A 14,785-nucleotide genomic window follows, 5' to 3' on the forward strand; every position below is an offset into this window, starting at 1 on the left:
AACACGCGTGGAAACCACAGACACCACGAACGAAACTACCAACGAGGCCCCGGTGGAAACCCCGCCGGAGGCAACCCTCGAGCAGGCCGTACAAGATGCGGTAGCTAAGGCAACCGCGGAACTTGAATCCCAATACGCGGCGGATAAGGAAGCGTGGGACGCAGCGAAGACTGCTCTCGAAACCGAGAAGACCACGCTCACCTCTGAGCGGGACCGGCTCGCCGTCGCCCTCGAAAAGAGGGTCCCCGCCGACCTTGTCGAGTTCCTCAAGGGAAATTCTAAGGAAGAGCTCGCGGCTGCAGCGGACAAGCTTTTGAAGCATCTCAAGCCGGCCCAGGCTGCGCCCTTGCGCCCTGACTTAACTCAAGGTGCTGGTGGTGGTGACCAGCCGGTCTCTACCGCGGCTCAATTCGGTGAAGTGCTCGACCGTCTTCTCAACAACAAGTAAACCCAACAATTTAATCAATTAGATTAGGAAAGGAGACAGTTATGACTGCTGTCGATGTTTCACGTAAAACCAACGGGGTTGTCCTCCCCACGGAAGTCTCCGACGAGATCTGGGGTAAGACTCTGAAGGAGTCGGCGATTATGGCGGCTTCCCGCCAGATCACCCTCCCCGGCCCCGGCGTCACCGTCCAAACCATCACCGGGGACGTCACCGCTAAGTGGGTGGACGAAACCGAAGAGAAGCCGGTTGACCGGCCCACCTTCGGGGCAAAGAAGATGACCCCCTACACTTTGGCGGTCATCGTTCCGTTCTCGAATCAGTTCCGGCGTGACACCCCCGCCCTCTACGGCGAACTCGTACGCCGCCTGCCCTACGCGCTGGCGACCGAGTTCGATAAGACCGTGATGGGCGAAACCGCCAAGCCGGGTGATAATTTCGATACTCTCGCGGATGCGGAAGTCATGAAGGTGGGCGACAAGACCACCTACAAGGATTTGGTCGCGATCTATTCGAAGATTGCGGGTAATGATGCGAAGGTTTCTGCCTGGCTGGCAGCTCCGGAGTTCCAGGCGAAGCTCATGGCCGCAACCGACACCGCCGGACGCCCCCTCTTCGTCCCCGACACTCTCGGTACTGGTGAGATTGGGCGTTTCTTGGGTCGCCCGATCATGGACGCCCCCCGGGTTACTGATTGCATCGGCGTCGCCGGTGACTTCGCCTCCGCTGCCTCCTACGGCATCGTCGAAGGCGTATCCATCGACATCTCTACCGAATCCTCTCTCAAGGATACGGATGGAAAGACGCTGAACCTGTGGCAGCGGAATATGTTCGCGGTTCGTGCGGAGATCGAGATCGGTTTCCGGATCCGTGACATTAAGTCCTTCGTGCGTATCCAGGACGGGGCAACCACCCCGGCTTCCCGATGAGCTGAGTGGGAGGTGATGCAGTAGTGGTTGCAACCATCGTTGACGTGGAGACGCGGCTTGGGCGGGGCTTGGTTGATGGTGAGGTTGGGCAGGTGAATGCTTGGCTGGCTGATGTGGCTGCGCTCATCACCTCCCGCCACCCCGACTACACGACCCGCGTGGCCCGGGAAATCGCGGTCATGGTCGAATGCAACGCCGTCATCCGCAAGCTGAATAACCCGGAGGGGAAACAGAACGAGCGGATCGACGACTACTCCTACGGTTTATCTTCGGATGCGGCTCGTACGGATATTTTCCTGACCGAGGACGAGTGGCGGTTGCTCGCGCCACGGGCTCGGACGGGTGCATTCACGATCAACCCGGCGACTTTCCCTGAGCCACACGGGGTGTGGCTGGATTCGATGACTCCAGGAGGTGCTCGTGGGTAGTGTGCTTGGGGCGCTTGCCTCGGGGCGAGCCGCAGCAAAAAGACTCATGACCGACCAGGTGCGGGTCACCCGTTTCACGGGCGAGGTTACGGTGTATGGGCTGGAAGCCCGCAGGGAATCCACCCTCATATATGAGGGGCGTGGGAAGCTCCAATCCTATGAGGGATACGAACAAGACCGGGTGGTCGCCGGGGCTTCTCTGACGATCACGCGGACCCGCCTGGATATTCCGGTGGGTGATTGGGGGCTCCAGCCGGGTGATCAGGTTGTGGTGCTTAAATCTGTGGATCCGGGACTAATCGGTAAGGAGTATCGGGTGGCGTCGCTTGCGCCTTTCAAGACTCACGCGACCGCCTATCGGGTGTTCGTCGACGAGGAAACCCGAGGGTAATTATGGCTGTTTCTGTGGATACGTCGGAGGTTAGGGCTTTGGCTGCTGACCTCGGGCAGGTCGACGCCGTGACCGCGTTGCATGTGAAGCCGGTGGTGAAGAAAGCCGCCCAGAACGTGAAAACCCAGCTCCGGGCAGAAGCCACCCGCTCGCGGCATTTCCGGATTGGGCGGCATATTTCTTACGATATCCGCGCGGCGGGGTATGCAGCGGAGATCGGACCAACCAAGCAAGGCGCCGGAAACCTGGCGAATATTGCTTATTTTGGTGGGGCTCGTGGTGGGGGTGGGAGTATTCCGGATCCGCGTGGGGCGCTTGAGGCGGAGGCCCCGAATTTTATTCGGGAGCTGGAAAAACTCACCGAACACCTCATCTAAAAGGAGAGTGGTGCGTGTTTCTTTTTGATGCAATCAAAAAGCAGCTGGATTTCTTGCAGCTGAAAGTTTATGACGGCGACGCGACCGAAGCCGCGGGGCCGCCTTACGTGATCATCGATTACGCGCTGGCGACCCGCTCGGATGAAGAGCCAGTGGAGGGGGCACCAACCCGGGCTGATGTGACGGTGCGTGCGGTGGGGGTGAACGCCCAGCAAGCCCGGACTCTGCTCGAAGCCTGTAGGCGGCTCCTACGAGGCCACACGGTAGAAGGCGAATACGCTCGCTATTCATTCCAGCTCGACGGCTGCCCCCGCGGCGTCGTCGTCGACCGGACCGTACGCAACCGCGCCACAGACACCAATTTGGTGTTCGTGGATGACGAATACTCGGTCTTTATTGAAGGGAAATAAAGAGTGTCGGATTTTATGACCGTTTATAGGAAGGACACGGGCGAACCGGTGCGGATCCCCGCCCGCTGGTGGGGCACCGCTCTGGCTGGCCCGTTTGTGAAGGAAAAGAAAACAACCACCTCGGCGAAGCCCGGTGTGGGGAAGGAGAAGGCGTAATGGGTAAGGGATTCAAGACCATTGCTGATCAGCATATTTTGCTGATGGTGTTGCAGACGAAGCCGAAGGACCCGCGTCATATTACGGTCGCGGAACTCACGGCAGGCAAGAAGGTATCCTGCCACATTCTTAAGTCGGATTATCAGCTCGGGGCAACCTCCCAGGCCACGGTATCCGAGACAGAGATTTGTAACCCGGGCGAGGGTAACGCGCCGGGCGCGATCTCCTATGAAGGCACGATTACCATCCCTCGCTACCTGGATGAGAACGGGCTGCCGGATGCGGAAGCGGACTTCGCTTATGAGCTCTTCCGCACGCCGGGTACCACGCTCTACCTGGTGGAGCGGGAAGGCCCGCTCGAATCCGCCGCGGTGGCACAGGGCCAAGAATACGACTGCTATGAAGTTGTCACGATGGCGCCGCGCAAGCCGTCTGACCGTTTCTCGGGTTACCAGAAGCGTACGGTTCCGCTTTCGATTGCTGCTGCATACGAGGGCTGCAAGGTGGCCGCGGCTGCCTAAAACCCGGACACGGGAACAATGCGGGGAGGGGCTGCTTGGCGTAGTTCCTCCCCGCATTGTTTCAGGCTGTTTTCTTTGCTGAAATTTATGAATATTGGGGTGTTTGAGCTGTGATTGACGATTTCGGAACCGAAAACGATACCGAGACCGAGCCGGAGGAAGTGGTGTCGGATCCGGGTTTGGATGCTTTGCGGGCCGCACAAGCCGAAACCGAAGCTAAAGAAAACCTCCAAGAAGAAGCCGCCCGCTTTGACGTCGCGGATTTTTTGGAGAATGCGCGGCTCCCGCGAACCGCCATCCGCCTCTACGCTCGCCCGGATTTAGATGTGGAGATGCAGTTGATCCGGGCGGATATGGTGGAGGCGCTCCAGCGTGGGGATGCTTTGGCTGGGCAGCGGCTCGCACGCCGCCTAGAAGAAACCCAGCGCGCCTACATGGCGCAAGCTATCGATATTGAGATTGAGTATCGGTCGAAGGCGTGGCAGGCAGGCAAGCTCACCGAGCTAAAGCAGCTCGGGCTCAAGACCGAGCGTGACCTGACCCTGGGACTGATCGCGTCCCAGATGGTCGGTGCGAACCGCTTCACGCCTGAAGAGCTCATCGAGGTTTCGGGTGTGATTGGTGAGCAGGTGAATGGTCTTATTGATGCGTGGGGTGCTCTTTCGGGGAAGGTCCCGGGTGATCTGCCACATTTTTAGCGGTCGTTCTCGGGCTGCCTAAAAACGCGGTGTGGCTGCGTGGCCTTCGGGTGGCTCGGGAATGGCGAATACGGCCCCTAGAGTATTTCGAGATTGAAGGGCCGGGACCGTGGGGTTGGGTAGACCGCACTCTCGCTGAAGCGGAAGCGATCTATCGGGACTCCCTGTGTGGGGAGTGTGGTTATCCCCGGTTGCTGGCGTGGGACGAATCGAACGAGTCGTTCTTTGAAGCAAGTGAAATCTGTTGTGTGGCGTGTGCGGCTCGGGAAGCCCGATACCGGGAAGGCGAACTCGACCCCGGCGTGAAGATTCTGGTCGACTACGACCGTTAAAGTATGTGAGGTGTTAAGTGGCTGAGCGTTCCATCAAGGTAGTATTCCGTGCGAATACTGCGGATTTCCGTTCGCAGGTCAAGCAGGCCGCTGTGTCTTTGGATGAGCTTGTGGTGAAGGCCGATAAGTCCGGGAAGGTTGCGGATACGAGCATGGGGCGCCTCGCCCAGTCGGCGCGTCTCCAGGCTGATGCTTGGCAGACGGTGGGCGCATCGGTGGCCGCGGGTGGAGCGGTGATCACTGGTGCGGTTGCGGCGTCGACGAAGGCGGCGATCTCGTGGGAGTCCGCGTGGACTGGGGTCCTCAAGACCGTGGACGGCACATCCGAACAGCTGGGGCGTATTAGTGACGGGCTGCGGGATATGGCGGTCGAGACGGGTATGTCTCATGCGGAGTTGGCGGCGGTTGCGGAGGCCGCGGGGCAGCTCGGTATCCAAACCGATAACGTGTTGTCGTTTACTCGGGCGATGGTGGAGATGGGGGTCTCCACGAATCTTTCCGCGGAAGAAGCCGCCATGACCCTAGCCAGGTTCGCGAACATCATGCAAACCTCGCAGGACAAATTCCCGAATTTGGGTGCGTCGCTCGTGGAACTCGGTAATAATTTCGAGACGACCGAAGCGGAAATCGCCCAAATGAGCCTCCGGCTCGCCTCCGCAGGCCATCAGATCGGCCTAACCGAAGGCGACGTGTTCGGGCTCGCCACCGCGATGTCCTCCATGGGCATCGAGGCGGAAGCCGGTGGTACGGCCATGTCTAAGCTGATGATTGATATTCGGCGCGCGGTGGATACGGGTGGCGAGAAGCTCGCCTTGTTTGCGAAGACTGCGGGCATGTCTGCTGAGCAGTTCAAGGCGGCGTTCCAGAAGGACGCCGCCGGGGCCATCATTTCATTCATGACTGGGCTCGGGAAGATGGAAGAGGCCGGTCAATCCACCCAGGCCACCCTCGACGAGTTGGGGATTACCGAAGTGCGGATGTCTAATGCCGTGCGTTCCCTCTCTGGTAATTACACGAAGCTTTCTAGCGCGGTCCAGGCTGGTAATACTGCGTTCCGGGAGGGTACTGCGCTCACGGAGGAAGCCGGGAAGCGATTCGACACCGTCGCCCAGAAGCTTAAGGGTGCTTGGAATCAGATCGTGAACTTCGCAATCTCCGTCGGACAAGCCCTCGCGCCGGTGGTGGGCGTGTTTGCTGATGCTATCCAGGTGGTCTTCGGGCTACTCGATAAGCTCCCTGGCCCGTTGAAGGGAATTGTTGGGGTGCTCGGTGCTTTGGCGGGTGGCGCCACATTGGCGGGTGGCGCGCTATTGTTGCTTGCCCCTCGTATCGTGGATACCGCACGAGCGGTACAAACCCTGCGTACCGCGAATATCCCGGTCGTCTCAAACTCCCTCAACCTGCTCGCGGGTAAGGGTAAGGCCGCTGGCATCGCGTTGAAGGGCATGAAATTACTCGGATGGGCCGGAATTGCTGCCACAGCGGCATCCATCGCCGGTCCCAGCCTGGGGAAGGTCACCAAGTCGCTTAATGGTATTGGTGGTGCGGCGAAGTCCCTAGAGGAAACTCTCAATAATATTAATTTTGGGAAGCTTGAGTCGGGGAAGGCATTTGATTTCTTCACCAAAGGCATTGGGATGGATCAGGAAGCACTGACTAACTGGACCGGGGTGGAAGATTTCACCGATATTTTGCACAACCTCTACGGAGAAGGCATTAACTTTAAGCGTGGTCTTAATCGGTTCTTCCAGATGGGCGAATTCGGCGAAATTAATGACCAAATCCGGAACACGGATAAGGCCCTCGCTCAACTCGTTTCCTCCGGAAATTTGGATAAGGCGACTTCGTCGTTCCAGGCGCTCTATGAATCGACGGACAAGACGAAACCCGCGATCCATAATCTCATCAAAGCTTTCCCTACTTATGGTGATGCGATGATGGCGGCGGCGAACGCCGCCGGGTTACAGATCGATGAGACTAACAAGATGAAGCTCCTGCAAGGCGAGTTCAATTCGGAGCTTGCGAAGTCGCCGGAGGCGATGGAAGCATTCAATGCCAAGCTGGAGGAGGGTAAGCAGGAGGCGGAAGAACAGGCTGCGGCCTTGGATAAGCTCCGGCAAGCCCGCCTCGCCCTCCTGGGGATTGGAGCGTCGCTTGTGGATGCTGAGCTTGCCTTCGCTAACGCGGAAGACGAACTGCGGGCCGCGGTCTCCTCTGGTGAGGTGGCGTTTGATTCAGCCACCAACACGCTCGATATCCACACCGAAGCTGGTAAGCGCGCTCATGAGGCATCGAAAGCCTATAAGGAGACGATGCGATCCACCGCCGAAGCCATGAAAAATAATGGTAAGGGCGTGGATGAGATTACGGCGAAGCTGCAAACTATGCAGGATTCCTATCTTTCTCAGGTGGGGGCCGTGGCTGAAACGGAGGCACAGGTTCAAGCGCTGCTGCGCACCTATGGCCTGTTCCCGGAGCAAATTGCAACCGTGATCGCCGCGGACAACACCTCTGCGATTGATTCCCTTTCGCAGGTGCATGCGAAGATCGAGCAAACCAATGGCCAGATCACTATCGATGGGAACCCCGCGGAAGCAAACCAGCGCATCATGGAATTAGTGAATGCGATGCCGGATTCGGAAGGATTCGTCACCATCAACGGCAACCGCGTACCTGCCGACGCGACCATCGGGGAGCTCATCGAATATGCGAAGACCAAGGGTACCTGGATCAAGGTTGATGCGGATGGCTCGGGCGTGGACCGGTGGGTGATGGAGCACCACAATAAAATCCTCGGAACTGCGTTCTTTAATATTCAGGAGCGTGTGATCTCTTCTGGTAATCCGAACGTGGGTCGGAATATGGCGACCCGGCTCGGCGGGAATCTCATGTACGACAAGGGCGGCTACACGGGGCTCGGCGGTAAGTATGAGCCCGCGGGTATTGTCCATCGCGGCGAGTATGTTATGCCGAAGGAGACCGTGGAGCGGTGGGGTGTCCGTTTTATGGAAGCCATCCACCACGGCACATTGAAATTGCCGGGGTATGCGCGTGGCGGGCTCGTCCACGCGGCACCTTTCGCTCCATCGGTTCGGGTGATTCAGGCTGGCCCGCCTGTCCTGGATGGGGTGCGCATCGTAGGGCGGCTCGATCTCGGTAACGGCATCGAGGGTGTGGTTGATGGCGTGCTTGCGCAGCGCGATCGAGCTCGAGCCATCGCGAACAGGAGATAAAAGAAATGGGTGTAGAAACAACCAGGCGCGGCGCAGTCATCACCTGCACCATCCGGGAGGGTGAAACCCTTTACCGGGTAGACCAGCGTGGCCCCCGTGTGGTGGTGCCGGGTGGGCGGATTCCCGGGGTGTATGCCGGGCTCGACGCCGGAGCGGTAGGCGGATGCGAGTATGTGCTCGATTCGCCTACTGGCACCGCCATCGTGGGGCGTGCCATGCTGCCTACTCCGGCTACTCATGAGCTGCGTTCTATCGATGGCCGCATCCGCATCCCGGTCAAGTGGCATGGGAGCTTGGAGCGGGAGCATACGCCGGGCGTCACGCTCACGTTCCCTGTTGGTGCACGGTGGCCGGTGGGGCGTGCCACGCTTCCACCGGAGCCAACCCTCGCTCTAGCGCTAACCGTCGCTGAGCGGGATACCCGGCGAGCAGATAGCCTGCTCGCTGGCTCGGCCCCGTTCTACCTCATCCACACCCCCCAAGCCTGCATGATCGAGGACTGCCAGGTACCAACCTCGCAGGCCGGGTGGGTGAACGGTACGGCCCGCTCGGAACGCTCCGGGCGAACCGATATGCCTTCGCGTACTTATAGTTTCACGCTCACCCCCGCAGATTTGGGAGGCCTCAAGATGGTGGGGGCGAATACCTGGTGGGATATTTACGCGGAGCGTGACACCTGGTGGGAAGGCTCAACCACCGGCACCTGGTACGACGAGCTGACCGCGAGGAGCGATATCTAATGCTGGATCCTCGATCTTGTTTATCAGTCACTACGCGGCTGCATGTCACCAGCCCCGTTGGTGAGCAGCTAACCCTCCCGGTTGTTTCCGGGAGGGTTTCTTATAAGGCCATGGAGTCCGGGATGGGTGATTACGCGCTAGATGTCACCGTCCCGCGTATTTATTGTGGTGAGGATTTGCAGCCGCATCGTCCCGAAGATGCTTTGTCTTGCTGTGGGTCGACTGCCGTCATCGAATGGGAGATAGAAGACGGCACGAGCCGCGAAACCTATCTGACGCCGGTCTTCTGGCTCGAAACCATCGAAACCGGCCCCGATACGATTCAGTTGTCGGGGCATGGGCGGCTTTCCCTCCTCGATAAAGCACACCGGGCGCGCCCTAAAGAGATGGGTGGCCGCACCTACGGCGAGGTATTCCACGAGATCTTCACCGACCCCTTCCTGCCGGATATCACGATTTTTGACGCCGCAATCAAAGGGAATACGCCGAAAGACTATAAGCTCGGGACCGGCGTGCGGGCTGCGGTGGAAGAAATTTTGCAGGCATCTACCGCTGTGCTGCGTGAGTACCCGGGCGGGCTTATCCAGGCTCGACCTACCCCCAGCCTGGACCGGCCACCCGTGGGACGCCTCGTCGATGGCGAAGACGGAACCGTCGTTTCTGCGCCGTCGAAGTTTGATCGTGCGTGGCGGGTGAACCGCGTGATCGTGCGCGGTAATAGCGATGCGCATGGTGAGTTTGCGCAGGAGGCGACCGAGCGGTTCGGGCCATTCCGTCCGGAGGTTTACGGGTTGGTGTGTGAGGAGGTTTCTAATCCGGCTATTGATTCGCCGGCCCAGGCCGCGACCGTAGCCTTGAATACGCTTCGGGAGCGCGGGAAGTATGCGCGGACGTTGCAGGTTCGGGCGCTTACTCAATGGCACATCTCTTTGGATGACATTGTGGACTTCGGGGAATCCCGTGGTCTGGTGGTGGGGGTGGAGTGGCCGCTGGATGGGTCGCCGGTGATGGATTTCGAAATCACAACCATATAAAAAGGGAGGATTCTTTATGGGGTTGTTGGGGTCATATGACGACCGGGCCCGTGAACCGGTTTCGCGTCCGATTCGCAGGTTCCGGCTTGAATCCCTCACCGAAGACCGACGCGGCGCGATCATTGATTATGCGGGCGTCAGGTTGAGTGTGGCGTGCCAGCCAGGAACCTACGTCATCGGCGGGCTAGTGAACGTCCAAGTGGATGACCATAACCGGCCCATGCTCGTGCTTGGCCCGGCGGAAGAAGCAGGTATCCACGACCGCGAAAACGGGTTGACGCCGGAGCAAGTGACCGCGATGGGCGGCCTCATGCCGGAACCTATCGACCCTGAGACCCAGAAGCTTATCGATGAGTTTCCGGGGCGGATCGCGGCGAACGAGCAGGCGCTCAAGGAAGCGGAAGAGGCTCGTAAGCAGGCCGCGGCGGAAACCTCAAAGACCCTCGGGGAGCTTGATGGGAAACTCGGGGCATTCCAAACCGTGCTGGTGGAGGTGCAGGGTGATGCGAGTCAGGCTTCCGCGAAGGCGGACCAGGCAGCGGGGAAAGCCGATACCGCTAGCGGTAAGGCAGACGAAGCGAGCAAGAAAGCTGGCCAGGCTGAGAAGGTGGCGGTCCAGGCTGTAACCGCAGCGAACGGGAAGAATAAAATCTGGACTTCTCCCGGTACGCCCTCGGGGAGCGTGGCCGCTGTTGAGGGTGATATTTGGTGGCAGACCTCGGGCGGGGCGGTTATTGGCCAGTGGCAGTATAAGGATGGCCGGTGGGTCGCCACCCAAATAAACAGCTCAGTTATCGCGAATTTGGACGTCGGGAAACTCACCGCAGGAAACGCGATGATCTCCGAAGCCGTAATCAACAAACTATGGGCCGGAGGACTCGCCGCAAAAACCGCGCAGTTCCAGAGCGTCGTCGTCGCCCCCGGCAATCTCATCGAAAACGGCTACGGCGAGAAAAACGAGCCACGCGGGAGCTGGTCTTATAAGAAAGAGGAGCACCCCGATTCGGGCGCGAAAGGAATGTGGGTTAATCCCTCCAATAATTCGCTCGTGGTCCCGGCTCCTACCCGCTCAGGCGAAGACCTCGTGCTCACGTGGTGGGTTCGCGCGAATTATTGGGTGGCTTATAAGATCGCGATCCGGTGCCTAGCCGAATCGGGGCCTGATCTTTCCTACACTTACCGCGGCGGGAGTTTCTCCGCGAATAGCTCGTGGAAGAAAGAAAACCTGATCATTAAGCGGGACTGGCTCGCGGCGGGAACCACCCAGATCGAGATCGTATTTCTCGACTGGGGCAATGCCTACTCTAGGCCCGCCATCGCCGCGTTAGACCTACGCCCCCAAGTAGGTGCGGTAATGATCGCTGACGGCGCAGTAAACGCCGACAAAATCCTCGCCGGAAGCATCGGCACGAAGGAACTCACCGCAGACAATATCGCCGGTAAACGTTTCGTCGGCTCCACCTTCGCATCGGCGTCAACGACGTCGACGTGGAATAACACGATCATGAACCCCTCGGGGATTCACGTGTATAAGAATGGCGTCGAACAAGTTCGCTTGTCGGCTGATACTCCGGGCGGGTTGGCGGTATATAACGAGCAATCTAAGATGCTGACGCCGTTGCCGGGGATTGTGTTCGGCATGAAAGTATTCGCTCGGGAATATGGCGGGAGTGGCCAGGCCATCAATTCGAATGGCAGCATCCAGTATCACTGGTTCGAGGCACCGTATTATGCGACTTCCGACCGGCTTGTCGTCTGGTCTTCTGTGCGGATGGATTGCGACCCATGGCGCATCATCTACCGGCTAGTGGTCCAGGATAAAACCACGGGCCGCATGCTCAATACGGGCGATTGGGGCGACGCCTCACTATCCGGCTCAAACGTCCCACACCTCGTCGACGGCACTGTTTCGGGGAGGTCGTATCGTATCGGTTTTGAGGTGCGGCGTGAAGGCGGAAGCCCCGGCTATAAATCCCGCCCGGGGACGGGGGCGTGGCCGAAGGTTACGCATATTTCGGCCTTCGTGCTCCCTTCAAGCATGGCTGAGAAATAAAGGAGGAAACAATGCCGGTAACAAACATTTTTGGGCACACTACACCTAGGGTTGGTAGTGGCCCGCAGGATTCGGATGGGCCGCGGAATATCCAGAAGGCTTTCGATGATTATTCCGCATCGCTCCATCCTACGGTCGTGGTGGATACGGTTCATGAGATCGCGCCCCTAGCCGGGCGGCTACCCCCGGGAAGCTTCCCCGTATTCTTCTGGGTGCGTGGCGAGCGTGCCACGTATTGTGTGCCGGAGCGTGGAGCGGCAGCCCAGTGGTATGCGGGAGGGGCCTATATTTGGGATTCCCCCCTCGAGGAGCTCAAGCTCCCGAACGGGACGTGGACGCAGACCAGCCCTGCAGCTCCGCGCGCGGCAACGCCGGGTTTCCAAGCCAAACAAGGCGCGCTCGTGCTCCCTGCGGATGGGATGTACGCGATCCACACACAGATCGGACTCACGACGACGGCGCAGGCGACGACCCGTTTCTTGATTGAGATTCGGGCCGGTGCGGCGAATGTTTCCCGCGCCAGCGCGGTGAATGAAAATAATCTCTCGAATATTTATTTGGGTTGGTTCCCGAAGGGGACCGAGATTTCCGTGTGGGTGTACCAAACCCACAACCAGTCTCACGACTCTTATTTGAAGTCGGGGTGGAATCATGTTCGGGTAGCACTCTTAGGGACGGTCGCATGATTGAAAGATTCCTTGAACCTGGCGTGATTATCGCTTTTATTACCCTGGCGGGGGTGCTGGTAGGTAATCTGCTTCAGCGGCGCTCCTCGAAGGAAAAGAATGCTGCCGAGCTGAAGGCCGTGGAAGCGAACTCGCAGTTGGAGGGGAAGAAGCTGGCGCTCGAGCAGACGAAGGCCGACCAGGCGGCGCTCAAGATTGCGCAGGAGGCCCTCCAAGCGTCAGTGCAGGCATTGCAGGAAACTGTGAGTGCGCAGCAGGAGCGGATCCGATTTATCGCAGCCCAACAGGCAGCCACTAACGACAGCCTGCTTGAAACGCAGCGGCAACTTGAGGTCGTGAAGATGGCGTTGCACGAGGAGCAGTCTTATACGCAGATTTTGGTGGATCATATTGAGGCACGGCTTCCTCCGCCCCCGCCTCCTCGACCCACGCCTCATCATCCCCCGCTAGAAAAAATTAAGGAAGGAGATATGGATGTGGCTGACTGATCTAGCTGACGTCGCCCGGGGTGCCGGGCTGGATGTTGTAGAGGTTGATGGTTGGCAGACCCGCGGGCACGGCGGGCTGGAAGCCGTCGATACTGTCGTGTGTCACCATACGGCAGGCCCGAGCGTGTATTCGAACGGCGCGGATTATCCCTCGCTTGGGGTGGTCACGAACGGACGGCCCGGGCTGGACGGCCCGCTCGCACAACTCGGAATAGGACGCTCTGGGCGTGTGTATGTGATCGCGGCAGGGGTTGCTTACCATGCCGGGCGGGTGCATGAAAATGCGTTTGATAATTGGCATTCGATTGGGATTGAAGCCGAAAACTCGGGCAGTGAGCCGTGGCCCGAGGAGCAGATGCGGGTCTATGTGCGGTTGGTTCGCGCCCTCGTTGACGCTTACGGTATCCCGCTTTCACGGGTGCTTGGCCATAAGGAAGTTTGTTATCCGGCGGGTCGGAAGGTCGACCCGTCTTTCGGCATGGCGGAGTTCCGCTGCCGTGTTGGTTTGAGTGAAGGAGATGGAGATATGGTTTCTGCTCAGGAGATCGCTGATGCGATTATGAATATGCCGATTGATCGGGAAGGCCCCGGCGCACAAGGCCAAACAACCCTACGCGCCACTATCGCATACCTCGATGCGAACCTCGGGCTCCTCCCGGGGAAGGTCACGCAGGAGGTAATGAACACGAAGATCGACCGCGGCGGCGGGGTCCCGGGCCAGACCACCGTGAAGGCTGTCATGGCGTGGTTCGATAAGAATATGGCGCTCGTGAAGGACACGATCACCCGTGGCAAGGAGGCGTGCTAATGGATCCGGTAACCGCTATTGTTTCTGTGCCTGCCATTCTGGCAGGCACAAATCTTTTAAAGTCCTTCGGCGTGGCCGGTAAGTGGTCTGCGCTTGTGGCGGTGGTGCTTGGGGTTGGGTTGAATCTTGCGGCGACTTTTGCGGGTGAGACCCTGGGTTTCCAGGCTGTCGCCCAGGGGCTTATTTTGGGGCTTGGTGCTGCGGGTTTGTGGGATTCCGCTACCGCACCTAAGCCCCCGAAGCCGGATTCGGTAGGTGGTAGGCATGCTGATTAGTGAGGAGCAGGCGAAGGCCGCGAGCATGGCTGACCTGCTGGCTGCGCAGGAGCTAATCATCAGCGAGCTACAGCATCGCTCCCGGATTGAGGAGAGTGGCAAGCAGGTAGAGCAGCTTTTGAATGAGCTTGCGGGCGAGATTGATGTGCCGGTGGATGGGGCGATGGTGGAAGCGGTCCAAAGATTGACGCGGCCCACACAACCCACTGGTACTACCGGGTGGGGTGAGGCGGAAGCACTCCCGCCTACCTGGCACGAACCCGCAGGGCCGTTTGATTCCTACCCGGTAGGCGCCCGTGTAGTCCTTGGGGCTTATGTTTGGGTTTCGGAGACGGCGCAGAATGCTTCGCGGCCGGAGGTGGGTAATGCGGCGTGGCGGCGTGAGGGTCATATTCCCGCGAGCGCGGTCACGGAGTTCGCGGAGGGTATCCCGCTGAGCGTGGGGCAGGTGGTTCGGTTCGAGGGCCGTGAGTTTGTGGTGCGGGTGGAGCATGTGACTCGCGCGGATTGGGCACCACCGTTCACCCCCGCCATGTTTGAGCCGGTCGTTGAGTAGGCTTCCCGTGGAAGGTCCGCGGGTTGGTTAGATAGAAGAGAAAATTTCGAACACCCCGGGGAGGGGCTTAAGCTAGGTTATGGCAGTCAGATGCTGCCGTGGGCCTAGCTTGAACCCCTCCCCCTTTTTTGTTTACTCGGGCTTGTTCGGGGTACATTTCGGGGGTACGTCCCGAGTTTGCCCTGTGTTCGTGCGGGGTGGTTTCGATTCCCTTACTCTCCGCTT

18 protein-coding genes are annotated in these 14,785 nt (G+C 59.2%); all 18 read left to right on the forward strand.

Annotation, left to right across the window (positions count from 1 at the left end):
• Nucleotides 1-7 precede the first annotated feature (7 nt).
• The 18 genes from ACRQEC_RS09130 (at nt 8) to ACRQEC_RS09215 (ending at nt 14,560) form a co-directional block, all read left to right on the forward strand.
• Nucleotides 8-448, forward strand: a complete 441-nt coding sequence (locus ACRQEC_RS09130; RefSeq protein ID WP_274755692.1) for a hypothetical protein — start codon at nt 8-10, stop codon at nt 446-448.
• A 41-nt stretch (nt 449-489) separates the two neighbouring features.
• Nucleotides 490-1,374, forward strand: coding sequence for a phage major capsid protein (locus ACRQEC_RS09135; protein ID WP_274755691.1), 885 nt, complete (start codon nt 490-492; stop codon nt 1,372-1,374).
• Nucleotides 1,375-1,397: 23 nt separating this feature from the next.
• Nucleotides 1,398-1,802, forward strand: a complete 405-nt coding sequence (locus ACRQEC_RS09140; RefSeq protein WP_274755690.1) for a hypothetical protein — start codon at nt 1,398-1,400, stop codon at nt 1,800-1,802.
• Nucleotides 1,795-2,193 (forward strand): DUF6093 family protein, encoded by a 399-nt coding sequence (locus ACRQEC_RS09145; protein ID WP_274755689.1) that lies wholly within the window; start codon nt 1,795-1,797, stop codon nt 2,191-2,193. The genes ACRQEC_RS09140 and ACRQEC_RS09145 overlap by 8 nt, the downstream gene beginning before the upstream one ends.
• 2 nt (nt 2,194-2,195) lie before the next feature.
• On the forward strand, nt 2,196-2,570 hold the full coding sequence (locus tag ACRQEC_RS09150; RefSeq protein WP_274755688.1) for a hypothetical protein: 375 nt from the start codon (nt 2,196-2,198) through the stop codon (nt 2,568-2,570).
• A 14-nt stretch (nt 2,571-2,584) separates the two neighbouring features.
• Complete coding sequence (locus ACRQEC_RS09155; RefSeq protein ID WP_274755687.1) at nt 2,585-2,980, forward strand: hypothetical protein; 396 nt, start codon at nt 2,585-2,587, stop codon at nt 2,978-2,980.
• A gap of 15 nt (nt 2,981-2,995) precedes the next feature.
• Complete coding sequence (locus ACRQEC_RS09160) at nt 2,996-3,136, forward strand: hypothetical protein (protein WP_274755686.1); 141 nt, start codon at nt 2,996-2,998, stop codon at nt 3,134-3,136.
• On the forward strand, nt 3,136-3,657 hold the full coding sequence (locus ACRQEC_RS09165) for a phage tail tube protein (RefSeq protein ID WP_274755685.1): 522 nt from the start codon (nt 3,136-3,138) through the stop codon (nt 3,655-3,657). Before ACRQEC_RS09160 ends, ACRQEC_RS09165 begins: the two co-directional genes overlap by 1 nt.
• Before the next feature lie 110 nt (nt 3,658-3,767).
• Complete coding sequence (locus ACRQEC_RS09170) at nt 3,768-4,355, forward strand: hypothetical protein (RefSeq protein ID WP_274755684.1); 588 nt, start codon at nt 3,768-3,770, stop codon at nt 4,353-4,355.
• A gap of 349 nt (nt 4,356-4,704) precedes the next feature.
• The gene (locus ACRQEC_RS09175; RefSeq protein WP_435733023.1) at nt 4,705-7,920 is read left to right on the forward strand and encodes a phage tail tape measure protein; all 3,216 of its coding nucleotides are present in this window, start codon (nt 4,705-4,707) and stop codon (nt 7,918-7,920) included.
• Between the two features lie 5 nt (nt 7,921-7,925).
• The gene (locus tag ACRQEC_RS09180) at nt 7,926-8,660 is read left to right on the forward strand and encodes a hypothetical protein (RefSeq protein WP_274755682.1); all 735 of its coding nucleotides are present in this window, start codon (nt 7,926-7,928) and stop codon (nt 8,658-8,660) included.
• 122 nt (nt 8,661-8,782) lie between these two features.
• A complete protein-coding gene (locus ACRQEC_RS09185) occupies nt 8,783-9,694 on the forward strand; it encodes a hypothetical protein (RefSeq protein ID WP_274755681.1) in 912 nt (303 codons plus the stop codon).
• Between the two features lie 16 nt (nt 9,695-9,710).
• Nucleotides 9,711-11,747, forward strand: a complete 2,037-nt coding sequence (locus ACRQEC_RS09190; RefSeq protein ID WP_274755680.1) for a hypothetical protein — start codon at nt 9,711-9,713, stop codon at nt 11,745-11,747.
• 11 nt (nt 11,748-11,758) lie between these two features.
• Nucleotides 11,759-12,433, forward strand: a complete 675-nt coding sequence (locus ACRQEC_RS09195; protein WP_274755679.1) for a hypothetical protein — start codon at nt 11,759-11,761, stop codon at nt 12,431-12,433.
• Nucleotides 12,430-12,921 carry a hypothetical protein gene (locus ACRQEC_RS09200; protein WP_274755678.1) on the forward strand — a complete coding sequence of 164 codons (492 nt, stop codon included), beginning with the start codon at nt 12,430-12,432 and terminating at the stop codon, nt 12,919-12,921. Before ACRQEC_RS09195 ends, ACRQEC_RS09200 begins: the two co-directional genes overlap by 4 nt.
• Entirely contained in the window at nt 12,908-13,729 is an 822-nt protein-coding gene (locus ACRQEC_RS09205; RefSeq protein WP_274755677.1) for a peptidoglycan recognition protein family protein, read from the forward strand. Before ACRQEC_RS09200 ends, ACRQEC_RS09205 begins: the two co-directional genes overlap by 14 nt.
• Entirely contained in the window at nt 13,729-14,004 is a 276-nt protein-coding gene (locus ACRQEC_RS09210; protein WP_274755676.1) for a hypothetical protein, read from the forward strand. The genes ACRQEC_RS09205 and ACRQEC_RS09210 overlap by 1 nt, the downstream gene beginning before the upstream one ends.
• On the forward strand, nt 13,994-14,560 hold the full coding sequence (locus ACRQEC_RS09215) for a hypothetical protein (protein ID WP_274755675.1): 567 nt from the start codon (nt 13,994-13,996) through the stop codon (nt 14,558-14,560). Before ACRQEC_RS09210 ends, ACRQEC_RS09215 begins: the two co-directional genes overlap by 11 nt.
• Nucleotides 14,561-14,785 lie beyond the last annotated feature (225 nt).

The sequence above is a fragment of the Actinotignum saccati genome, assembly GCF_051265055.1.
In the GTDB taxonomy this organism is placed as follows: domain Bacteria; phylum Actinomycetota; class Actinomycetes; order Actinomycetales; family Actinomycetaceae; genus Actinotignum.

Excerpts from the sequence above, each read along its gene's own strand:
- ACRQEC_RS09135 (WP_274755691.1), top strand. The coding sequence starts at position 490 with ATGACTGCTGTCGATGTTTCACGTAAAACCAACGGGGTTGTCCTCCCC.
- ACRQEC_RS09150 (WP_274755688.1), top strand. The coding sequence starts at position 2,196 with ATGGCTGTTTCTGTGGATACGTCGGAGGTTAGGGCTTTGGCTGCTGAC.
- ACRQEC_RS09160 (WP_274755686.1), top strand. The coding sequence starts at position 2,996 with ATGACCGTTTATAGGAAGGACACGGGCGAACCGGTGCGGATCCCCGCC.
- ACRQEC_RS09165 (WP_274755685.1), top strand. The coding sequence starts at position 3,136 with ATGGGTAAGGGATTCAAGACCATTGCTGATCAGCATATTTTGCTGATG.
- ACRQEC_RS09180 (WP_274755682.1), top strand. The coding sequence starts at position 7,926 with ATGGGTGTAGAAACAACCAGGCGCGGCGCAGTCATCACCTGCACCATC.
- ACRQEC_RS09185 (WP_274755681.1), top strand. The coding sequence starts at position 8,783 with ATGGGTGATTACGCGCTAGATGTCACCGTCCCGCGTATTTATTGTGGT.
- ACRQEC_RS09190 (WP_274755680.1), top strand. The coding sequence starts at position 9,711 with ATGGGGTTGTTGGGGTCATATGACGACCGGGCCCGTGAACCGGTTTCG.
- ACRQEC_RS09195 (WP_274755679.1), top strand. The coding sequence starts at position 11,759 with ATGCCGGTAACAAACATTTTTGGGCACACTACACCTAGGGTTGGTAGT.
- ACRQEC_RS09200 (WP_274755678.1), top strand. The coding sequence starts at position 12,430 with ATGATTGAAAGATTCCTTGAACCTGGCGTGATTATCGCTTTTATTACC.
- ACRQEC_RS09205 (WP_274755677.1), top strand. The coding sequence starts at position 12,908 with ATGTGGCTGACTGATCTAGCTGACGTCGCCCGGGGTGCCGGGCTGGAT.
- ACRQEC_RS09210 (WP_274755676.1), top strand. The coding sequence starts at position 13,729 with ATGGATCCGGTAACCGCTATTGTTTCTGTGCCTGCCATTCTGGCAGGC.
- ACRQEC_RS09215 (WP_274755675.1), top strand. The coding sequence starts at position 13,994 with ATGCTGATTAGTGAGGAGCAGGCGAAGGCCGCGAGCATGGCTGACCTG.